This window comes from Streptomyces sp. NPDC059917 (assembly GCF_042730635.1).
In the GTDB taxonomy this organism is placed as follows: domain Bacteria; phylum Actinomycetota; class Actinomycetes; order Streptomycetales; family Streptomycetaceae; genus Streptomyces.
Genome location: NZ_JBHWLC010000059.1, coordinates 1 through 19,708 on the forward strand (window position 1 = coordinate 1; position 19,708 = coordinate 19,708).

Consider the following 19,708-nt stretch of genomic DNA (forward strand, 5'->3'; position numbering starts at 1 on the left):
GCCCCCCTGGGGGGGCCGGGCCCTTCGCCGTGCTCCGCGTCGGCTACCCCTTGTCGGGGTCGTTGCGGTCCTTCCCGTCCTGCTTGCCCTGGCCGTCCTGTCGCTCCTGCTCCTCGCGCAGCGACTTCAAGAACTCCGGGTTGTCGTCCGGCGCGACCCACTGGGTCCGGCGCGCCCGACCGCCGCCGAAGCCGCCGCCGACCGCGGAGCGCTTCTTCCCGGCGAACAGCCACACGACGGGGCCGACGATCGAGAAGAGCAGGATGATGATCACCCAGACCACCTTCGGGAGGTGCTTGACCTCTTCCTCGGGCGTGTTCAGGCAGTCGATGAAGGCGTAGATGGTCAGCGCGATGATCAGCAGGAACGGCAGATAGCGCAGCACGGTGAGAGCCAGACCCCCAAGACGGTGGCGGGGCCGCGTCGGGCCCCGGTGACTCCCCCAGGGTAGTCCGTGGCCGATACTGGGTCGCATGGCTTACGACGATCTCCGCTCGCTGCTCCGGGCTCTGGAGCGGGAGGGCGACCTCAAGCGCATCAAGGCCGAAGTGGACCCGTACCTGGAGGTCGGGGAGATCGTCGACAGAGTGAACAAGGCGGGCGGGCCCGCGCTGCTCTTCGAGAACGTCAAGGGTTCGGCGATGCCGCTGGCCATGAACGTCTTCGGCACCGACCGCCGCCTCCTCAAGGCGCTGGGCCTGAAGTCCTACGCCGAGATCAGCGAGAAGATCGGCGGCCTGCTCAAGCCCGAGCTGCCGCAGGGCTTCATCGGGGTCCGCGAGGCCTTCGGCAAGCTCGGCTCGATGGTGCACGTACCGCCGAAGAAGGTGAAGGGCGATTCCGCGCCCGTCCAGGAGGTCGTCCTGACCGGGGACGACGTGGACCTGGACCAGCTGCCGGCCCTCTTCACCTGGCCCAAGGACGGCGGCTCCTTCTTCAACCTGGGGCTGACCCACACCAAGCACCCCGAGACGGGCGTGCGCAACCTCGGGCTCTACCGCCTCCAGCGCCACGACAAGCGCGCCATCGGCATGCACTGGCAGATCCACAAGGACAGCCGCAACCACTACGCCGTCGCCGCCAAGCGGGGCGAGCGGCTCCCGGTCGCGATCGCCTTCGGCTGCCCGCCGGCCGTCACGTACGCGTCCACCGCGCCGCTGCCGGGCGACATCGACGAGTACCTCTTCGCCGGGTTCGTCGCGGGCAAGCGGATCGAGATGGTGGACTGCAAGACCGTCCCGCTCCAGGTCCCGGCCAACGCCGAGGTCGTCATCGAGGGCTGGCTGGAGCCGGGCGAGACGCTCCCCGAGGGCCCCTTCGGCGACCACACCGGTTTCTACACCCCGCAGGAGCCCTTCCCGGCCCTGACGATCGACTGCGTGACGATGCGCAAGCGTCCGCTGATCCAGTCGATCGTCGTCGGCCGCCCGCCGACCGAGGACGGGCCGCTGGGCCGCGCGACGGAGCGGTTCTTCCTGCCGCTGCTCAAGATCATCGTGCCGGACATCGTGGACTACCACCTGCCGGAGTCGGGCGGCTTCCACAACTGCGCGATCGTCTCGATCGACAAGAAGTACCCGAAGCACGCGCAGAAGGTCATGCACGCCATCTGGGGCGCGCACATGATGTCGCTGACCAAGCTGATCATCGTGGTGGACTCCGACTGCGACGTGCACGACCTGCACGAGGTCTCCTGGCGGGCGCTGGGCAACACGGACTACGCCCGCGACCTCACCGTCGTCGAAGGCCCGGTGGACCACCTGGACCACGCCTCCTACCAGCAGTTCTGGGGCGGCAAGGCGGGCATCGACGCCACGAAGAAACTGCCCGAAGAGGGCTACACGCGGGACGGCGGCTGGCCCGACATGGTCGAGTCCGACCCCGCGACCGCCGCCCTCGTCGACCGCCGCTGGAAGGAATACGGACTGTGAGCCCGATCGGAGTGAGCGGACCGGAACTGTTCATCGGCACCGACGCCGCCTACGTGGCCCTGGCCCGGCCGCAGATCGACCCGACGCTGCCGGAGGTCGTGCTCGCGGCCGAGGAGGCCGGGGTGACGCCCGAGGAGTTCGCGGGCCCCGGCACCATCTGGGCGCTGATGCTCGACGTGGACGGCGAGGGCGACGGCTTCGAGCTGCCCGGCGCGCGCGACGCGGAGGCGGACGACTTCGCGGAGCAGCTCCAGCGGTACCTGGCGGCCGCCGAACCCTTCGTCGTCGAGGCGGGCGGCTTCCTGTCCCTCGACGCCCGCCCGGCCGACGGCGCCGCCTGGCGGCTGACCGCCCGGGTCACCCCGCCCGAGGGCCACGACCAGGGTCCCCGGACCCTGGAACTCGGCCCGCTCCCCACCGCGGAGCTCCTGGCCGACCTCGAAGACTTCCGGAGAAGCCTCGCATGATGACGACCGCCGACGGAGTGGTCGGCCCCGGCCCCGCGCCGCAGCCCACCGGCAAGGTGAAGGCGTTCCTGCGGCTGGTGATGATCGAGCACTCGGTCTTCGCGCTGCCCTTCGCCTACATCGCGGCCCTCACCGCCATGTTCCAGCTGGACCGCGAGGTCCACTGGATCAAGCTGCTGCTGGTCACCGTCGCCATGGTGGGCCTGCGCACCTTCGCGATGGCCGCCAACCGGATCATCGACCGCGAGATCGACGCCCGTAACCCGCGCACCGCGGGCCGCGAGCTGGTGACCGGCGCGGTCTCGGTGCGCTCCGCCTGGACCGGTGCGGGCATCGCGCTCGTGGTGTTCCTGGGGGCCGCGGCGCTGCTGAACCCGCTGTGCCTGGCGCTCGCGCCCATCGCGGTGATCCCGATGGTGGTGTACCCGTACGGCAAGCGCTTCACGAACTTCCCGCACGCGATCCTGGGCCTCGCGCAGGCGATGGGTCCGGTCGGGGCCTGGCTGGCGATCACCGGCGAGTGGTCCTGGGACGCGGTCGTCCTCGGGCTCGCGGTCGGCGTGTGGATCGGCGGCTTCGACCTGATCTTCGGCTGCCAGGACGTGATGGCCGACCGTGCGGAGGGGGTCAAGTCCGTCCCCGCCCGCTTCGGTGTCCCGGCGGCCCTTTGGGGCGCGCGAGTCTGTCATGTCGTGACCACCGGACTGCTGGTCTGGTACGCGCTCGCCACCGACGCGGGGGCCTTCTTCTGGGCCGGGATGATCGTCGTGGTGGCTGCCTTCGGCTACGAGCACTCGATCGTGACGCCCAAGGACCTGTCCCGGCTGAACCGGGCCTTCTTCACCGTCAACGGCTTCATCGGCATCGCGCTCTTCGTCTGCGCCCTGGGGGACCTGATGGTCCGGGGGCTGACGCCGTAAGTCCCGGATAGGCTCGGACGCATGAGTGAGGGCAAGCGCACCCCCTGGGTGGTCGGGGTTTCGGGGGCGTCCGGGACGCCGTACGCGGCGTCCGTGCTGCGGGGGCTGCTCGCGGCGGGGGAGAGCGTCGACCTGGTGGTCAGCCGGTCCGCGCGGCTCACGCTGCTCGACGAGACGGGGATCGCCTTCCGGGACGCGCACTGGCGCGCGGACCTGGAGCAGTGGCTGGAGCGGGGGGCCGACGGGAAACCGGGCACCTTCGCGGGCTTCGACCTGGACGCGGTGCGCTACTGGAACGCCGGGGACCTGGCGGCCGGGCCGTCGTCGGGCTCGTACCCGGTCAAGGGGATGCTGATCGTGCCCGCGTCCACGGCGTGCGTGGCGGGGGTGGCGCTGGGGCTGTCGAAGGACCTGCTCCAGCGGGTGGCGAGCGTCACGCTCAAGGAGCGGCGCCGGCTGGTGGTCGTGGTGCGCGAGACGCCGCTGAGCGGTCAGACGCTCAAGGCGCTGGTGACGCTGGACGAGGCGGGCGCAGTGGTGCTGCCCGCCTCTCCGGCGTTCTACGCGGGTGCGACGCACATCCAGGATCTGGCTGACTTCGTCGCGGGGCGGGTGCTGGACGCGGCAGAGGTGCCGCACCGGCTGTACCGCCGTTGGGACGGGGAGCTGGGCGCTGCCCGTGCTCCCCGTGCTGGTGAGGACCAGCCCGGATGAACCGGTACTAGCGCTTCTTGGCGCCGAACGACTTGCGGGCCTTGTCGACACGCAGGGCTGCGGCGGGCTGGTGGGCACGGGATCGGTTGGCCAGCTCCTGGAGCTGTCGCATCTGCGCGTAGGCCATCTCGATCGTGTACACGGTGAACCACTCCTGAAGATCGTCAGATCATCGTTGATCTGTTGAAAGATTCACAGGGCGTCGACCCTGTGTGCCTTAGATTCTATACGTAAACTTGCGGGAACGCCGAATAATGGAAGGCTCCAGGTATATGGACACCGTGGACAGGCAGCTCATCCAGGCCCTCCGGGAGAACGGCCGTGCTTCCTACGCGGAGCTGGGCCGGCTCGTGGGCCTCTCCGGCCCCAGCGTCACCGACCGGATCAACCGGCTGGAGACGGCCGGTGTGATCACCGGCTACCGCGCGACCGTGGACGCGGCCTCGCTCGGCCTCGGCGTCACCGCGCTGATCGGCATCTCCCTCTCCGACGCCGCGGACCACGAGGACGTGGCCCGGCGACTGCGCGACCTCGCGGAGATCGAGGACTGCTGGTTCATCGCGGGCGACGACTCCTTCATGCTCAAGGTGCGCGCGAACGACGTGGACGGCCTGGAGAAGATCATCCGCAGGCTGTCCGGCACCAAGGGCGTCTCCCGGACCCGCACCACCATCGTGCTCTCCACCAAGTGGGAGAACCGGGTCGGGGAACTTCCGGAAGAGCACTGAGAGTACGGTGGGTCGGGGTTCCGCAGGACAGGTACGCACGTACGCAGGACAGACACAGGAGGCGACCGGCACATGGACGCTGGGCTCAAGCGCGAGCTGGAGGAGAAGGTCCGCTCCGGCGAGCGGCTGACGCGTGAGGACGGCATCGCCCTCTACGAGTCGGACGATCTGGCCTGGCTCGGTGGCCTCGCCCACGAGGTGCGCACCCGCAAGAACGGTGACGTGGTCCACTTCAACGTCAACCGCCACCTCAACATGACCAACGTGTGCACCGCCTCCTGCGCGTACTGCTCGTTCCAGCGCAAGCCGGGCGAGAAGGACGCGTACACGATGCGCATCGAGGAAGCCGTTCGCCTGGCCAAGACCATGGAGAACGAGAACCTCACCGAGCTGCACATCGTCAACGGCCTGCACCCCAACCTGCCGTGGCGCTACTACCCGCGCTCGCTGAGCGAGCTGAAGAAGGCGCTGCCGAACGTCTCGCTGAAGGCGTTCACGGCGACGGAGATCCACCACTTCGAGACGATCTCCGGTCTCTCGGCGTCCGAGATCCTGGACGAGCTGATCGAGGCCGGCCTGGAGTCGCTCACCGGCGGCGGCGCGGAGATCTTCGACTGGGAGGTCCGCCAGCACATCGTCGACCACCGCACCCACTGGGAGGACTGGTCGCGCATCCACCGCCTCGCGCACGAGAAGGGTCTCAAGACCCCGTGCACGATGCTGTACGGGCACATCGAGGAGCCGCGCCACCGCGTGGACCACGTGCTCCGGCTGCGCGAGCTGCAGGACGAGACCGGCGGCTTCCAGGTCTTCATCCCGCTGCGCTACCAGCACGACTTCGTGGACATGCAGGACGGCAAGGTCCGCAACAAGCTCCAGGCGCGGACCACGATGGCGACCGGCGCCGAGGCGCTGAAGACCTTCGCGGTCTCGCGACTGCTCTTCGACAACGTCCCGCACGTGAAGGTCTTCTGGGTGATGCACGGCGTGCAGACCGCCCAGCTGGCGCTCCAGCACGGTGCGGACGACATGGACGGCTCGGTCGTCGAGTACAAGATCACGCACGACGCGGACAACTACGGCACGCCGAACAAGCTGGGCCGTGACGACCTGCTGGAGCTGATCCGGGACGCGGGCTTCCGTCCGGTCGAGCGCAACACGCGCTACGAGATCATCCGGGAGTACCCGGGTCCGGACGCGGGTCTGCGCGACGAGCCGCAGGCGATGCGCCTCTGACGTTCCCTCCGGGGTCCTCGGCCCCGGTGGTCCACCGTCGACGAGGAAGCCCCGACTCCCGGGATGTGCCCCGGGGGTCGGGGCTTCGTCGTTGCCGAATGTCAGTGGTAATGGTTAGTCTGCGAGTATGACCATTACGGCCCCCCTTCCGCTTCCGCTCACCTTCAGCGTCGACCCGGTCGTCGACCCGGCCCTGCACGCGCAGGTCCTCGACCTGTGGGTCGAGGTCAGCAACGCCGGTGGCGCCGTCGGCTTCGTGCCGCCCGTCAGTCACGAGGTCGTCCGCCCCGAGCTGCTCAAACACCTCGTCGCGATGGCCGAGGGGCGGACCCGGCTGGTCGTCGGGCGCGACGGGGACGGCCGGGTCGTGGCGACCGCCTTCCTCGCCGCCAACGCGCACGGGCTCATGAAGCACTGGCTCTGGGCGTACACGGTGATGGTCGCGCCCGGCCTCCAGGGGCGGGGCGTCGGACGCGACCTGATGGCGGCCGTCGCCGACGCGGCCCGCGCCATCGAGGGCATCGACGCGATCCGGCTGGGCTGCCGCGGCGGGCTCGGCCTGGAGCGCTTCTACGCCTCCTGCGGATACCATGAGGTGGGGCGCGTGCCGGGTGCGATCCGGGTCGCCCCGGGCGACGACCGCGACGACGTCACCATGCTGCTGCGACTGCGCTGAGTCGGGGACGGGCCCCGGGCGGCGCCCGTCGGGTGGGGCCCCGGCGGGCGGCGCGGGGGGCCCGGCATGCTTCACTGGTCGGGCACTTCCGGGCGTACCCGACGCCCCCAGCCGACGCAGACAGAGAGAAGGGGTCACCGTGTCCCTCAAGCCGAGCGCAACGATCCGCTACACCGCGATGCGGCTGGCCATCTTCGTGGGCTGCTTCGTCGTCGTCCTGGGCCTGGTCAAGGCCGGTCTCGTGCCGTCCTCCCTCGGCGACGCCAACCTCGCCTGGGTCGTGCTGCTCGCGCTGGTGCTCTCCGCGCCGCTCTCCTTCGTGCTGCTGCGCAAGCAGCGCGACGTGATGTCCGAGCAGATCTCCGGACGCATCGCGGGTGCGAAGGGTCGGCTCGCCGACAACCAGGCGCAGGAGGACGCGGCGGACGACGCCGCCCGCGCCCACTGACCTCGACGTATTGCCCAAGCGCCCCTGCGGCGGGATCCCTCCCGCGGCAGGGGCGCTTCGGCGTTCGCGGGGTCGGCCGAGCCTGTCCGGAGAATGGATGCTCAAAGCAGTTCTTTGAGATTCTCAAAGGATAAGTGTTAGCGTGTTCAACATGTTGACGTCAGCTGCGCCCTTCGAAGCCATGAGCACCCTGCTCGTGGCGCGCCTGCACGTCGACCTCTGCCGCCGCGCGTCCGCGGCCTGTTGCTGCTGTCGCTGATCCAGCCCACGCAACGCATGCAGCAGCGGTCCCGGCCGGCCACCTCCGGCTGCCGTACCGCATCACCACCACCTTCCGGAGAGTGTTCGTGTCCGCGACCCCCGAGGCCCCCGCCAAGGCCTCTTTCAAGTTCCCCTTCTGGGCCCAGATCGTCACCGGTCTCGTGCTCGGCGTGCTGTTCGGCTGGCTCTCGCGCAGCCAGGACATCAGCTGGCTGGCCACCACCCTGGAGAAGGTCGGCGACATATTCGTCCAGCTCCTCAAGCTGGCCGTCGCCCCGCTCGTCTTCTTCGCGATCCTGGTGTCCGTCACCAACCTGCGGAAGGTGAACAACGCCGCCCGCCTCGCCTCGCGCACGCTGCTCTGGTTCATGATCACGTCGCTGATCGCGGTCGGCATCGGCCTCGCGATCGGCCTGCTGACCAACCCGGGCTCGGGCACCGGCCTCACCGCCGCCGACGGCAAGGAGCCCAAGCGGCACGGCTCGTGGATCGACTTCCTGACCGGCATCGTGCCGAACGACATCGTCACGCCGTTCACCGAGCTGAACGTCCTCCAGATCGTCTTCCTGGCCGCCGTCGCCGGTATCGCCGCCCTCCAGCTCGGCTCGAAGGCGCAGCCCGTGCTGACGCTCGCCGAGTCCGTCCTGGAACTCCTGCAGAAGGCCCTGTGGTGGGTCATCCGGCTCGCCCCGATCGGTACGGTCGGCCTCATCGGCACCGCCATCGCCAGCTACGGCTGGGACCTGATCGGCAAGTACGCCGTCTTCACCGCTGACGTGTACATCGGTTGCGCGCTCGTGCTCTTCGGTGTCTACCCGCTGCTGCTGGCGACCGTCGCCAAGGTCAACCCGATCCAGTTCTTCAAGGGCGCCTGGCCCGCGATCCAGCTGGCCTTCGTCTCGCGCTCCTCGGTCGGCACCATGCCGGTCACCCAGAAGGTCACCGAGCGCCTCGGCGTCCCGAAGAACTACGCGAGCTTCGCCGTTCCCTTCGGTGCCACCACGAAGATGGACGGCTGCGCCGCCATCTACCCGGCGCTCGCCGCGATCTTCATCGCGCAGATCTTCGACGTGCAGCTCGGCGTCGGTGACTACCTGCTCATCGCCTTCGTCTCCGTGGTCGGCTCCGCCGCCACCGCCGGTCTGACCGGCGCGACCGTGATGCTGACCCTGACCCTGTCCACGCTGGGCCTGCCGCTGGCCGGTGTCGGTCTGCTGATGGCGATCGACCCGATCCTCGACATGATGCGCACCGCCACCAACGTGGCCGGTCAGGCCCTGGTCCCGGTCATCGTCGCCGCCCGCGAGGGCATCTTGGACCGCACGGCCTACGCCGCCGCCTCGTCCTCCCCGCTGGACGAGCTCCCGGCCGAGACCGAGTCGGCCGAGGCCGCCGAGGTCGCCGCCGAGGAGAAGGTCCCGGTCGCCGTCTGACCGCACCACCGCACGGCCCCGAGCCGGCACGCACGCTCATCGCAGCCTCCGCCCCCGTCCGGGCGGGGGCTGTGGTGCGTTCGGCGGCGGCAGGCGCGTGCCGGTACTCCGGGCGCGGGGTGACCGGGTCCCGTGTCTCCGCGACCCGGTGCGCTCGGACGTCTAAAGACAAAGGACCGGAGAAACCAACCAACCAACCAAACCCCTCCGGCTCCCCGGGGCGCGGGGCGTAGGGCGCTGGGCGCAGGCGGCTGAGCAGGCGGCTGGGCGCTGGGCGCGCGGCCGTCACGGGGTCGGGGGCGTCCAGTCGGCGGGGAGGCCGGACTGGGCGAGGACGGCGTTGAGGCTGTAGAAGTCCTGGTCGTGGGCGATCCGCGGGCCGTCGAGGTCGAGCAGGGTCGCCAGCGGCACGGCGAAGGGCTTGGGCGCGCCCTTGAGGTGCCCGGAGTAAACGGCCTCGATGGTGATGTGGTCGCCGTCCCGGTGCGCGGCGCGCACGCTGACGCGGACGTTCTCGATGAGCGCGTCGGTGCGGGCCTTCCAGCCGGATATCTCCTGACGGCCCGTGAACGTGACGCCTATGGCCTGGTCGGTGTAGGTCCCGCCGCGGGTGAACAGGGCGCCGAGCGCGCCGGGGTCCGTGCCGTTCCAGGCGGTCTGCCATGCGGCGACGACCTTCGGCAGGTGCCGGTCGGCGGGCGGCGAGGCGTAGGAGGCGGTGCCGAGGGCGACCGTGGCGGCCGCGGCGCAGGCGAAGGCGGTCAGGGTGCGTGCGGGGCGGAGCTTCATGGCGTGCGTCCTTTGTCGAGGTCTTCGGGTGGGTGGATGCGTGGGTGGGTGCTTGGGTGCTTGGGTGCTTGGGTGCTTGGGTGCTTGGGTGCGCGGGTGGGTGGCCGGGTGGCTGGGTGGCTGGGCAGGGCTCGGTGTCAGGGAGGTAGGGGGCAGGGGGGTCAGGGGGTGAGGACGACCTTGCCGGTGACGGTGCCGGACTCCGCCAGGGCGAGGGCCTCGGCGGCCTTGGCGAGCGGCAGTTGGGCGGCGATGCGGGCGGTGATCTCGCCGCGCTGGAGGGCGGCGAAGACCTCGGTGAGGTCGCTCCGCAGCCGGGCGCGGAAGCGGTCCTGGTTCAGCGCGCGACCGGCCCAGATGTTGTAGAAGTGCGCGCGGCGCCCGTTGGGCAGGGCGTTCCAGAGCCAGGTGCGGGCGAGGATCTTCAGCACCGGCAGCTGCTTGGAGCCGCTGTCGTCGCGGGTGGAGGCGCTGCCGTAGGAGACGAGGGTGCCGCCGGGGGCGAGCAGGTGCCAGGAGTCGATGACGCTGCGGCCACCGACGTGGTCGAAGACCGCGTCCACTCCGCCGGGGGCCAGCTCCCGGGTCCTGGCGGCGACATTCCCCACGCGGTAGTCGATCGGGGTGACGCCCAGCTCGCGCAGTGCTTCGTGGTGGCGGGCGGAGGCCGTGCCGATCACCTTCACGCCGGCCGCGCGGGCCAGCTGGACCAGGACGGAGCCCACTCCGCCGCTGGCGCCGTGCACCAGGACGGTCTGCCCGGCGCGCACGCGGGCCGTGCGGTGGAGCATCTGCCAGGCGGTGATGCCGTTGACCACGACCGTCTCGGCCTGCGCCGCGCTCAGGCCCTCCGGCACCTCGACGGCGTCCTTCGCGTCGACGAGCACGTGGCTGGCCCAGCCGCCGACCTTGACCAGCGCGGCCACCCTCCGCCCGGCCAGGTCCGGGGCGACTCCGGGGCCGGTCGACACCACGCGGCCCACCAGGTCGTATCCGGGCACGAAGGGGAACGGCGGCTGGTCGTAGTACCGCCCGCGGCGCATCTGCTGCTCGGCGAAGGAGACGCCGGTCGCCTCCATGGCGATCACCAGCTGGCCCGGGCCGGGCTCCGGCACGGCGGTCCGCATGACCTGCAGGCCCTCCGGGGCGACGACGCCCGGCAGGACGACCTGGGTGGCCTGGAGGGTCTGGCTGGCCTGGAAGGTCTGGGTGGTCTGGGTGGTCTGGGTGAGGTGGTCGGTGTTCATGTCGCTCACTCTTTTCGTCGGGGTTTTCGGAGTGGGTTTCTCGTTCGTTAGAAGTTGTAACCCGTTTGGGTCGCGATAGTCAAGAGCTTTCGTGATACCTTCTAACCAACAGGCTGGCGAGAGACGAGAGAGAGTGGAGGCAGGCCATGAGCGAGTCGGACGCGAGGACCCCTCGGGAGCGGTACCGCACCCAGGTGCGGGAGGAGGTCAAGCAGCACGCGTGGGAGCAGATCGCCACGGCCGGGGCCTCCGCCCTGTCCCTCAATGCCATCGCCAAGCAGATCGGCATGAGCGGACCGGCCCTCTACCGGTACTTCGCCAACCGTGACGAGCTGATCAGCGAGCTCATCCGCGACGCCTACCGCAGCCTTGCCGACGCCTTCCGCGCCCGCGCCGAGGCCGGCACCGACCTCGGCGACCTGGCGGACACCCTGCGCGCGTGGGCCCTGGCCGACCCCCAGCGGTACCTGCTCGTCTACGGCACCCCCGTGCCCGGCTACGAGGCGCCCGAGGACACCACCCGGATCACCGGCGAGATCATGGCCGTCCTCCTCGACGCCAGCGCCGCCGAGGAGCCCGCCGCCAGACCCCCGTCACCGGTGGAGGCGCATCTGGAGGCGCACCTGGCGGAGCACCGGATATGGGCCGCCGAGCATCCGGGTCCGCCGTCGACCCTGCACCGCGCGCTCACCTTCTGGACCCGGCTGCACGGCACGCTCTCGCTCGAACTCTCCGGCCACTTCACGGGCATGGGATTCGATCCGGCGCTGCTCTACACCGCGGAGGCGGAGGCCCTCACCGGCCGCTGACGGCGGCCGCGCGCCGCCGCGTCACATCGGAAGGGGCTTGGTAACTCGCATGGGTGAACTGTTCCAACTCGGCTGGATTTACGGGGGGTTGCCGGGCATATGCTCGCCGCACACCATCCGGACATGAGACGGCCCCCGCCGGGACTGGCATCCCGCACGAGGGCCTGACCAACTAGGAAGTAGACGCTTCCCAATGGCTCCTGTGCACCCTAGCGCGGCCCTGCGCGCACCGTCCCGCCTTCCCGCCGGGACCCCCCGATCCGGTGTCTTCCACGTCAACGTGCGGCACACCTCCCGGTTCGTGGTCGTGGGCAACCACCTCGCCCAGCACTGCGCCCTGTCGCTGGTCGCGATCGGCCTCGCCACCCACATCCAGTCGCTGCCCGCCGGTACGCGCGTCGGCATCAAGCGGCTCGCCGAGCGGTTCCCCGAGGGGGAGGTGCGGATCGCCTCGGCCATGCGGGAGTTGGAGACGTACGGGTACCTGAAGCGGGTGCGCGTGCGGTTGGCGACGGGGCAGGTCATCACCCGTACGGTGTCCTACAACCATCCGGGTGCGGCGTACTCCGAAGGGGTGGCGGAGCACGTACCGCCCCCGGCCGAGGGCGCCGAGCCGGAGCCGCGGGGGGCCGTGCCGGGGCCGCGGGGGGCCGTGCCGGAGCTGGAGCCGGGGTCGGAGTTGGAGCCCGAGCCCGAGCCGGGGCCGGAGCCCGCGTTGGAGTCCGAGTTGGAGTTGGCGTCCGTGCCGGACGCCGGGTCCGAGCCGGATTCCGAGCCGGATCCCGATTCCGACCCCGATTTCGACCCCGACCCCGATTTCGACCCCGATCCCGAGCCGCAGGGGCCCGCGCCGGAGCCAGGGGGGCGGTCGGCGTCCAGGCCTGCGTCCCGGTCGGCGTCCAGGTCGGCGTCCCGGGGGTCGTCGCTGGGGCCGTTGCCCGGGGCGGGGGTCGGGGTGGGGTCCGGGCCCGTGGGCCGGTCCGGGGGCGGGTGTGGCGTGGTCGGTCCGGTGGGCGCGGGCGGGGATCCCGTCCGGCGGGTCCGGCAGGAGGCTTTCGACCTGCTCGCGGAGTTGCGGCTGCGCGATCCCCGGCTGTTGCTTCCGGAGCGGGCGGTGCGGCAGTTGGCGCCGGAGGTGTCGGGGTGGCTCGACCTCGGCGTCGAGCCCGAGGCCGTGGCGCACCTGCTCGCCGGGAACCTGCCCGCGGAGCTCGGCAATCCGGCAGCCCTGATCGGGTACCGCCTGAGGGCCCAGGTCCCGCCCCGACTCCCGGCGCCCCGGGCTGCCCCGCCGACCGCGCGGCCGGATCCCTTCCAGACGTGCGACGGCTGTGAACGGGCCTTCCGGGCCCCGGTGCCGGGCCGGTGCAGGGACTGCCCTCCCGAGTGGTCGTCCGTGGCCGTGGCCGGGGTGGCCTGAGCGCCACCCCCGGCGCTAGACGAAGCCGGGTCGGCCCGACTCGTTGAAGCGGTGGACCGAGCGGCGCAGGAGGTCGAGGAATTCCGCGAGGCCGTCCGTGATGCGGTCGAACTCGCCCTCCTCGGAAGCGGTCCGGGAGCGCCAGACGCCGCCGTCCGGGCCGACGGCGTACAGGATTCCACCGCCGTCGGAGCCGATGAGTACGGCGGGAACGGTCGCGTCCGTGCCGGGGTCGGGGAGGTCGACGCGTTCGAGGAGGGCTCGGGCTCCGGAGTGCAGGAAGTAGCCGTTGCCGACGTCGCTCATGCCCACGGCGCCGATCTCGCCGTAGAAGACGGCCAGATCCGCGAAGGCCGGGGATTCGGCGGCGAGGCGCCGCGCGGCGGCCCGGTCGTCCGGTTCCGGCGGGCGGACCGCGTTCTCGCCCGGGGTGTAGCCGTACTTCTCCTCGAAGCCGTGGGTCACGGCGGACAGGGCCGCCGAGACCTCCGCGCGCCACACGGCGAGGGAGGCGGCGGTGAGGGGCGCGGGGGAGCGGGGATCGGACACGTCCCCATCCTCACATTCCGGGCCCCGGCCCCGCCGCAGCGCGCGGAGGGGTCCGCGGCCGCCGGTCAGGCGGCGGTGGATCCGTCGTCGCGGTGCCGTGCGCGCCGGACGCCCACGAAGAGGACGCCGCCCAGGGTGAGGGCGACCCCGGCGCCGCTGAGGGCCCAGGCGGTGGCCGCGTCCGTACCGGTGCTGGCGAGGGGGCCGGTGCCGCCGGGCGGGGCCTGGTCGTTCGGGCCCACCGGTCCTCCCACCCCGGGGCCGCTGCTGGTACCCGGTTCGGGCGCGGGCCGGGGGGTCTGCCCGGGGTCCGGGGTCGGCTTCGGCTTCGGATCCGGCTCGGGGGTCGGGTCCGAGGTCGGCTTCGGGTCAGGTGACGGGTCAGGGTCCGGGTCCGGAGAGGGCGTGGGGTCGCCGCCGCCGGTGGGCGGGGCCACGACCCGGGTGACGACGGGTTCGGCCGGCCCCACGGGGTCGGGGGTGTGGCTCAAGGCCGGGGAGAGGACGAACTCCTGCAGTTCTGCCTCCGCGCGGAACCGCATGCGGACGGTCACCTCGGACCGACCCGTGGGGTGGATCCGTTCCGGGGGGAGCAGGGCGTAGTCCGTGCCCCATTCGTTCGAGTAGCCGACTTCGGCTTTCCGCCAGGTGCCCCCGTCGAGCACCTCGATCACGTAGTCGTCGCTCTTGAGGTTGCCGGGGCCATGGGCCGTCACGTCCAAGTCGAGGGCCCGGCCCTCGACCGGCTCGTCCCCCTTGACGTCGATGACCACGGTGAACGTCCCCCAGTCGCCGCCCGCGACGAACTCCGGGGGTACGGAGGCCAGGCCGAGCGCGATGTCCTTGCCCGCCGCCGCGCGCGTTCTGATCGGGGTGACCGTGGCGGCTGTGGCGGTGGCCGTGGGCTCAGGGGGGTCGGTCGGGGTCGCCTGGGCCGGGACGGCGACGAGGAGGGTCGGGCCGAAGAGGGCTATGACGAGTGAGGTGCGGGGGAGTTGCACGAGGGGTTCCGTTCTGTGCCGGGGGTCTCCCTTTTGATCTTGGTTCTGTAGGAGTGGCGTGAGTACCCGTGTCGGCTCGATGCACCCATAAGCCTCCTTTTGGGGTCACTGGGCCGCTCCCGCGGCCGGAAAAAGGGGGCCGGGGGGTGGTCGGGGTCTGTTACTGCTGGGTAAATTACCGGCGGTAACACCCGAGCCGGGCCGAGGAGCGTGCACCGTGGAAGCCGAGCAGCAGCAGCCCCCGCAGCTGGTGGAGCCCGTCAAGACCGTGATCGACGGCGTGGTCCGGGAGGTCGTCGTCCCCGCCCTCGTCGGGGTCTCCCCGCACACCACCCTCGGGGACATCCCCTTCGACAACGCCCTCCAGGCGCCGCACGAGCCCGTGCTCGCCCGCAAGGACCGCGACGGGGTCTGGCACGACGTGAGCGCCGCGACCTTCGCCGCCGAGGTGCTCGCCGTCGCCAAGGGACTGATCGCCGAGGGCCTGCGGCCCGGCGACCGGCTCGCCATCATGGCCCGCACCACCTACGAGTGGACCCTGCTCGACTTCGCCGGTTGGGCCGCCGGGCTGGTCACCGTGCCCATCTACCCGACCTCCTCCGCCCACCAGGCCCGCTGGATCATCGAGGACTCCGGCGCCGTCGCCTGCGCCGTCGAGGACACCGCGCAGGCCCGCGTGATCAGCGGCGAGCGCGTCGCGCTGCCCGGCCTCGCGCACTTGTGGGAGTTCGACACCGGCGCCCTCGCCCGGCTGGTCAAGGCGGGGGAGCGGATCCCGGACGCGCTCGTGCACGAGCGGCGCGAGCGCTGCGCGCCCGACTCCGTCGCCACCCTCATCTACACCTCGGGCACCACCGGTCGCCCCAAGGGGTGCGTGCTCACGCACGGCAACTTCCTCGCCGAGGCGGACAATTCGGTCGCCCTGCTGCATCCCGTCTTCAAGTCGGTCAGCCAGGAACCGGCCTCGACGCTGCTCTTCCTCCCGCTCTCCCACGTCTTCGGGCGGACCGTGGCCATCGGCTGCCTGCGCGCCCGCGTCAAGCTCGGCCACGCCCCGAGCATCCAGACCGACGACCTCCTCGCCGACCTGGCCGGATTCCGCCCGACCTTCCTCCTCGCCATCCCCTACGTGCTGGAGAAGGTCTACAACACGGCCCGCGCCACCGCCGAGAAGATGGGCCGCGCCTCCTCCTTCGACCGGGCCGCGCGGATCGCCCGCAGCTACGGCGAGCTGGTCGAGGGCAAGTCGCCGGGACTCGGCCTGCGCGCCGCCCGGGCGCTCTACGACCCGCTGGTCTACCGGCGGATCCGGGCGGCCCTCGGCGGGCGGGTGCGCTACGTGCTGAGCGGCGGCTCCCCGCTCGGCCGCCGCCTCGCCGCCTTCTACACGGGGGCCGGCATCGAGGTCTTCGAGGGGTACGGGCTGACGGAGACGACCGGGGCCAGCACGGTCACGCCCCCGCTGCGACCCCGCCTCGGCACGGTCGGCTGGCCGCTGCCCGGCACCGCCGTGCGGATCGCGGACGACGGCGAGGTGCTGCTGCGCGGCCGGCACGTCTTCGCCGGGTACTGGAACAGCGGCGCGGGCCTGCCCCAGGGCAGCTGGTTCGCCACCGGGGACATCGGCGAGCTCGACGCCGACGGGTACCTGAGCATCACCGGCCGCAAGAAGGACATCATCATCACCTCGGGCGGCAAGAACGTGGCCCCCGCGCCGCTGGAGGACTGGCTCCGCGCCCACCCGCTCGTCGGCCAGTGCATGGTCGTCGGCGACAACCGTCCGTACGTCACGGCGCTGATCACCCTGGAGCCCGACGGGTTGGTGCACTGGCGGCAGATGCACAAGAAGCAGCGGATGCCGCTCGCGGAGCTGGTGCACGACGAGGAGCTGCGCGCGGAGTTGCAGAAGGCGGTGGACGAGGCGAACAAGCTGGTCTCGCGCGCCGAATCGATCCGTCGCTTCGCGGTGCTGCCCGCCGACTTCACGGAGGAGCGCGGCCACCTCACCCCCTCGATGAAGCTCAAGCGCTCCGCGGTCGCCCGCGACCACGAGCGGGAGATCGAGGAGCTCTACCGCCGCTGAGCCGTGGCCGCACCGGGGCGGTACGAACACTGCTCCGGGGCGGTACCAGGGCCGTACCGAGGCCGTACGGGGGCCGTTCCGCGTGGGCGGGCGGGAGGCGGGCGGCCCGCTTATGGTGGTCCGGGGGCAGCCGCCGAGGAGGGCGCCGTGCACCGGTTCCGTTCCCGCCGTACCGCCGTCGTGTGCGCCGCCGCCGTGGTGGCGCTGACCTCGCTCGGCGCGAGTCCGGCCCCCGACCCCGCCGCCCCCGATGCCGCCGCCCCCGATCCCGCCCCCCTCGCCCGGTTCTACGAGCAGCACGTGCGCTGGGGCGGCTGTCCGGACCAGCCCGGCGCTCCCGCCGCCATGCGCTGCGGCACCCTCACCGTGCCCCTCGACCACGCCGACCCCGCCAAGGGCACGATCGAGCTGGCCCTGGCCAAGATCCCGGCGGGCGGCCGCAAGCGGCTCGGCTCGCTGCTGCTGAACTTCGGCGGGCCCGGCGCCCCCGGCGTCGAGGGGCTGGCCGCCGACCCCAAGGGCTTCGCCGACCTCGGCGAGTCCTACGACCTGGTCGCCTTCGACCCGCGCGGGGTCGGCCACAGCGCACCGGTCAGCTGCGGCGGCGCCCTCGACGCGGACCACGGGTCCGGCGGCGCGGACCGGGGGACCGGCGACGACGACCCCGCCGCGCAGCTCGCCGCCCTGCGCGCGGTGGCCGAGCGCTGCGCCGAGCGCTCCGGGCCCGTGCTGCCGTACATAGGCACCGTCCACGCGGCGCGGGACCTGGACGTGATGCGCCAGGTGCTCGGCGACCGGAAGCTGAACTACCTCGGCTTCTCCTACGGCACCCGGCTGGGCGCCGCCTACGCCGCGCTCTTCCCGCACCGCGTCGGGCGGATGGTCCTGGACGGGGTGGACACGCTGACCGAACCGCTGGTCGAGCAGGCGCTCGTATCGGCCCAGGGGCAGCAGCAGGCGCTGGAGAACTTCCTGCGCTGGTGCACCCGGCAGAGCGGCTGCGCCCTCGGGACCAACACCCGCAGCGCCAAGGAGAACCTGACCGATCTCGTCGCCCACCTCGACCGGCACCCGCTGGTCGGCGAGGACGGCTCGCACTTCACCGGGCAGGACGTCGTCCAGGCCATCGGCGGCGCGCTCTACTCCGAGAAGAGCTGGCCCGGGCTCGCCGAGGGCCTGGCGATGGCCGACCGCGAGGGCGACGCCACCGGGCTGCTGCAACTGGGCGGACCGACCGGGCCGCCGCCCCCGCAGGAGAGCCCGGCGCCCGGCGCGACACCGGTGCCCGCGGACAACATGCAGGCCGCGCTGATCGCGGTGAACTGCGCCGACGACCCCGACCGGGGCGACGCGAAGGCCGCACCGGCCGTGATCGAGAAGGAGATCGACGCCCGGGCGGCCGAGTTCCGCGCCGCCTCACCGCTCTTCGGGCCGCACCAGCTGATGACGGTCCTGTCCTGCTACGGGCGCCCCGCCGGCAGCGACTTCCTGCGCCGGATCGACCGGCCGGGCGCCCCGCCGCTGCTGCTGGTCGGCACGCGCGGCGACCCGGCGACCCCGTACCGCTGGACCGAGGAGACCGCGGCGCGGCTCGGCTCGGCGGTGGTGCTGGACTACAAGGGCGACGGGCACGCCGCCTACATCCACTCCGGATGCGTGCGCGAGCGGGTCAACGCCTTCCTCGTCGAGGGGGAGCTGGCCCGGGGTACGCGCGCGTGCCCCGCCGGGGAGTGACCGGCGGGGCCGCCCGGCAGGGCTCGCGGCGCGCTCAGCAGTTGCCGGCCGCCGGACGTCCGGCGAAGCGGTCCGCGAGCCAGTTGCCGGCCCCGAGGAACTGGCTGATCGCGCCGGTGACGTGGCCGCCGACCCAGATCGTGTTCCAGTCGACGTCCGCGCCCTTCGCGCACCAGTCGGCGCGCAGCTGCTTGCCGACGGCGTACGGGATGAGCTCGTCGCCGAGCGCGTGGTACTGGTACACCGGCGCGGCCGGTGCGCTCCCGCCGAGCTTGGACTGGTTCAGGCGGGCCTGCCAGTCGGGTCGGGACAGCGGGTTCGTCGTCGTCATGTCGGCGATCCGCTTGAAGGAGCCGGTGACCGCCCCGGCGGCGACGCAGGTGGTCTTGAGTTGGTCGACCAGGGTCCTGCCCGCCGGGTTGAGGTAGGAGTCCAGCTCCAGCTCCGGGAAGGCCGCGTCCTGGCCCGCCGCGGCCATGAAGACGAGACCGGAGCCGTAGGAACCGTCGTTGGCGGCCGCGACCTTGAGCAGGTCCGCCGGCACCCCGCCCGTCGCGGTGCCCTTCACCTGGAGTTCGGGTGCGTAGGAGCCCTGCAGCTCGGCCGCCCAGCTGGAGGCCTGGCCGCCCTGCGAGTAGCCCATGATGCCGACCGGGCCCGAGGCCGACAGACCGGCCTCCGGCAGCCGTTGGGCGGCGCGCGCCGCGTCGAGGACGGCGTGTCCGGCCGAGCGACCGACGGTGTAGGTGTGCAGGCCGGGGGTGCCGAGGCCCTCGTAGTCGGTGACGACCACCGCCCAGCCGCGCTGGGTGAGTTGCTGGATGAGGTTGGCCTCCGCGCTGGTGCCCTTGGGGAGGTTGTTGCTGGGGGCGCAGGAGTCGTCGAGGCCGACCGTGCCGACGGCGTAGGTGATCAGGGGGCGGGGGCCGCTGCGGCCGTCCTGCGGGACGATCACGGTGCCGGAGACGACGTTGGGGGTGCCGTCGGCGGTGCTCGAGCGGTAATGCACCTTCCAGGCCCGGGTGTTGGTCGGCTGGTCCGGCAGCGGGTGGAAGGCCGAGGGGGCGACGGCGACCACGTCGCCGGGCCGACCGGTGGGCTCAGCGGTCGGCTGGGCGGTGGCGGTGGCGGTGGCGGGGATCGCGCCGGCCAGGGCCAGGGCGGCGACGGCGGCGAGCGCGGTGCTTCGGATGCGCATGGGGCGGCTCTCCCGAGGGGTCCGGTGGGGGGTGTGGTGAGGAGACCGTAGTGACCGACCGGTA

General features: G+C 72.0%; 21 protein-coding genes. 14 read left to right on the plus strand and 7 right to left on the minus strand.

Translation table 11 applies throughout. From position 1 onward, the window contains the following. Positions 1-43: 43 nt before the first annotated feature. Positions 44-385, minus strand: a complete 342-nt coding sequence (locus ACFWAR_RS28485) for a PLD nuclease N-terminal domain-containing protein (RefSeq protein WP_385782947.1) — start codon at positions 383-385, stop codon at positions 44-46. A gap of 88 nt (positions 386-473) precedes the next feature. Here ACFWAR_RS28485 and ACFWAR_RS28490 point away from each other — a divergent pair, with 88 nt between their 5' ends. The 4 genes from ACFWAR_RS28490 to ACFWAR_RS28505 are packed head-to-tail and all read left to right on the plus strand — an operon-like array spanning position 474 to position 4,032. Next, positions 474-1,931 carry a menaquinone biosynthesis decarboxylase gene (locus ACFWAR_RS28490; RefSeq protein WP_385782950.1) on the plus strand — a complete coding sequence of 486 codons (1,458 nt, stop codon included), beginning with the start codon at positions 474-476 and terminating at the stop codon, positions 1,929-1,931. Next, on the plus strand, positions 1,928-2,398 hold the full coding sequence (locus ACFWAR_RS28495) for a hypothetical protein (protein WP_385782953.1): 471 nt from the start codon (positions 1,928-1,930) through the stop codon (positions 2,396-2,398). Before ACFWAR_RS28490 ends, ACFWAR_RS28495 begins: the two co-directional genes overlap by 4 nt. Next, the gene (gene mqnP, locus ACFWAR_RS28500; protein ID WP_385782955.1) at positions 2,395-3,318 is read left to right on the plus strand and encodes a menaquinone biosynthesis prenyltransferase MqnP; all 924 of its coding nucleotides are present in this window, start codon (positions 2,395-2,397) and stop codon (positions 3,316-3,318) included. The genes ACFWAR_RS28495 and mqnP overlap by 4 nt, the downstream gene beginning before the upstream one ends. Before the next feature lie 21 nt (positions 3,319-3,339). After that, positions 3,340-4,032: a UbiX family flavin prenyltransferase gene (locus tag ACFWAR_RS28505; protein WP_385782957.1), complete on the plus strand. Its 693-nt coding sequence runs from the start codon at positions 3,340-3,342 to the stop codon at positions 4,030-4,032. Positions 4,033-4,039: 7 nt separating this feature from the next. Here the strand turns inward: ACFWAR_RS28505 and ACFWAR_RS28510 are convergent, their stop codons facing one another. Then, on the minus strand, positions 4,040-4,174 hold the full coding sequence (locus tag ACFWAR_RS28510; RefSeq protein WP_385783075.1) for a hypothetical protein: 135 nt from the start codon (positions 4,172-4,174) through the stop codon (positions 4,040-4,042). Between the two features lie 130 nt (positions 4,175-4,304). On the opposite strand from ACFWAR_RS28510, the gene ACFWAR_RS28515 reads away from it, so the two are divergent. The 6 genes from ACFWAR_RS28515 (at position 4,305) to ACFWAR_RS28540 (ending at position 8,814) form a co-directional block, all read left to right on the plus strand. Then, complete coding sequence (locus ACFWAR_RS28515) at positions 4,305-4,760, plus strand: Lrp/AsnC family transcriptional regulator (protein ID WP_330331057.1); 456 nt, start codon at positions 4,305-4,307, stop codon at positions 4,758-4,760. 72 nt (positions 4,761-4,832) lie between these two features. Further along, entirely contained in the window at positions 4,833-5,996 is a 1,164-nt protein-coding gene (gene mqnE, locus ACFWAR_RS28520) for an aminofutalosine synthase MqnE (protein ID WP_354380388.1), read from the plus strand. 127 nt (positions 5,997-6,123) lie between these two features. Further along, complete coding sequence (locus ACFWAR_RS28525) at positions 6,124-6,672, plus strand: GNAT family N-acetyltransferase (RefSeq protein ID WP_385782960.1); 549 nt, start codon at positions 6,124-6,126, stop codon at positions 6,670-6,672. 139 nt (positions 6,673-6,811) lie between these two features. Beyond that, positions 6,812-7,120: a DUF4229 domain-containing protein gene (locus tag ACFWAR_RS28530; protein ID WP_385782962.1), complete on the plus strand. Its 309-nt coding sequence runs from the start codon at positions 6,812-6,814 to the stop codon at positions 7,118-7,120. 181 nt (positions 7,121-7,301) lie between these two features. Beyond that, positions 7,302-7,379: a putative leader peptide gene (locus ACFWAR_RS28535; protein ID WP_330335068.1), complete on the plus strand. Its 78-nt coding sequence runs from the start codon at positions 7,302-7,304 to the stop codon at positions 7,377-7,379. An 88-nt stretch (positions 7,380-7,467) separates the two neighbouring features. Further along, the gene (locus ACFWAR_RS28540; RefSeq protein ID WP_385782964.1) at positions 7,468-8,814 is read left to right on the plus strand and encodes a dicarboxylate/amino acid:cation symporter; all 1,347 of its coding nucleotides are present in this window, start codon (positions 7,468-7,470) and stop codon (positions 8,812-8,814) included. A 285-nt stretch (positions 8,815-9,099) separates the two neighbouring features. On the opposite strand, the gene ACFWAR_RS28545 is transcribed toward ACFWAR_RS28540, so the two are convergent. Together ACFWAR_RS28545 and ACFWAR_RS28550 are read right to left on the minus strand one after the other, a co-directional pair. Then, positions 9,100-9,603, minus strand: coding sequence for a nuclear transport factor 2 family protein (locus ACFWAR_RS28545; RefSeq protein ID WP_385782967.1), 504 nt, complete (start codon positions 9,601-9,603; stop codon positions 9,100-9,102). A gap of 161 nt (positions 9,604-9,764) precedes the next feature. Continuing rightward, the gene (locus ACFWAR_RS28550; RefSeq protein ID WP_385782969.1) at positions 9,765-10,850 is read right to left on the minus strand and encodes a medium chain dehydrogenase/reductase family protein; all 1,086 of its coding nucleotides are present in this window, start codon (positions 10,848-10,850) and stop codon (positions 9,765-9,767) included. A 146-nt stretch (positions 10,851-10,996) separates the two neighbouring features. On the opposite strand from ACFWAR_RS28550, the gene ACFWAR_RS28555 reads away from it, so the two are divergent. Together ACFWAR_RS28555 and ACFWAR_RS28560 are read left to right on the plus strand one after the other, a co-directional pair. Then, the gene (locus ACFWAR_RS28555; protein WP_385782971.1) at positions 10,997-11,659 is read left to right on the plus strand and encodes a TetR/AcrR family transcriptional regulator; all 663 of its coding nucleotides are present in this window, start codon (positions 10,997-10,999) and stop codon (positions 11,657-11,659) included. A 280-nt stretch (positions 11,660-11,939) separates the two neighbouring features. Beyond that, positions 11,940-13,079, plus strand: coding sequence for a helix-turn-helix domain-containing protein (locus ACFWAR_RS28560; RefSeq protein WP_385782973.1), 1,140 nt, complete (start codon positions 11,940-11,942; stop codon positions 13,077-13,079). Positions 13,080-13,094: 15 nt separating this feature from the next. On the opposite strand, the gene ACFWAR_RS28565 is transcribed toward ACFWAR_RS28560, so the two are convergent. After that, positions 13,095-13,628 (minus strand): SMI1/KNR4 family protein, encoded by a 534-nt coding sequence (locus ACFWAR_RS28565; RefSeq protein WP_385782976.1) that lies wholly within the window; start codon positions 13,626-13,628, stop codon positions 13,095-13,097. Between the two features lie 65 nt (positions 13,629-13,693). Then, on the minus strand, positions 13,694-14,629 hold the full coding sequence (locus ACFWAR_RS28570; RefSeq protein WP_385782979.1) for a hypothetical protein: 936 nt from the start codon (positions 14,627-14,629) through the stop codon (positions 13,694-13,696). A 217-nt stretch (positions 14,630-14,846) separates the two neighbouring features. Between ACFWAR_RS28570 and ACFWAR_RS28575 the strand changes: the two genes are divergently transcribed. Next, positions 14,847-16,712: an AMP-dependent synthetase/ligase gene (locus ACFWAR_RS28575; RefSeq protein WP_385782982.1), complete on the plus strand. Its 1,866-nt coding sequence runs from the start codon at positions 14,847-14,849 to the stop codon at positions 16,710-16,712. 147 nt (positions 16,713-16,859) lie between these two features. After that, positions 16,860-18,446, plus strand: a complete 1,587-nt coding sequence (locus ACFWAR_RS28580; RefSeq protein ID WP_385782985.1) for an alpha/beta hydrolase — start codon at positions 16,860-16,862, stop codon at positions 18,444-18,446. Positions 18,447-18,480: 34 nt separating this feature from the next. Here the strand turns inward: ACFWAR_RS28580 and ACFWAR_RS28585 are convergent, their stop codons facing one another. Continuing rightward, on the minus strand, positions 18,481-19,644 hold the full coding sequence (locus tag ACFWAR_RS28585; RefSeq protein WP_385782988.1) for a lipase family protein: 1,164 nt from the start codon (positions 19,642-19,644) through the stop codon (positions 18,481-18,483). Between the last annotated feature and the right edge of the window lie 64 nt (positions 19,645-19,708).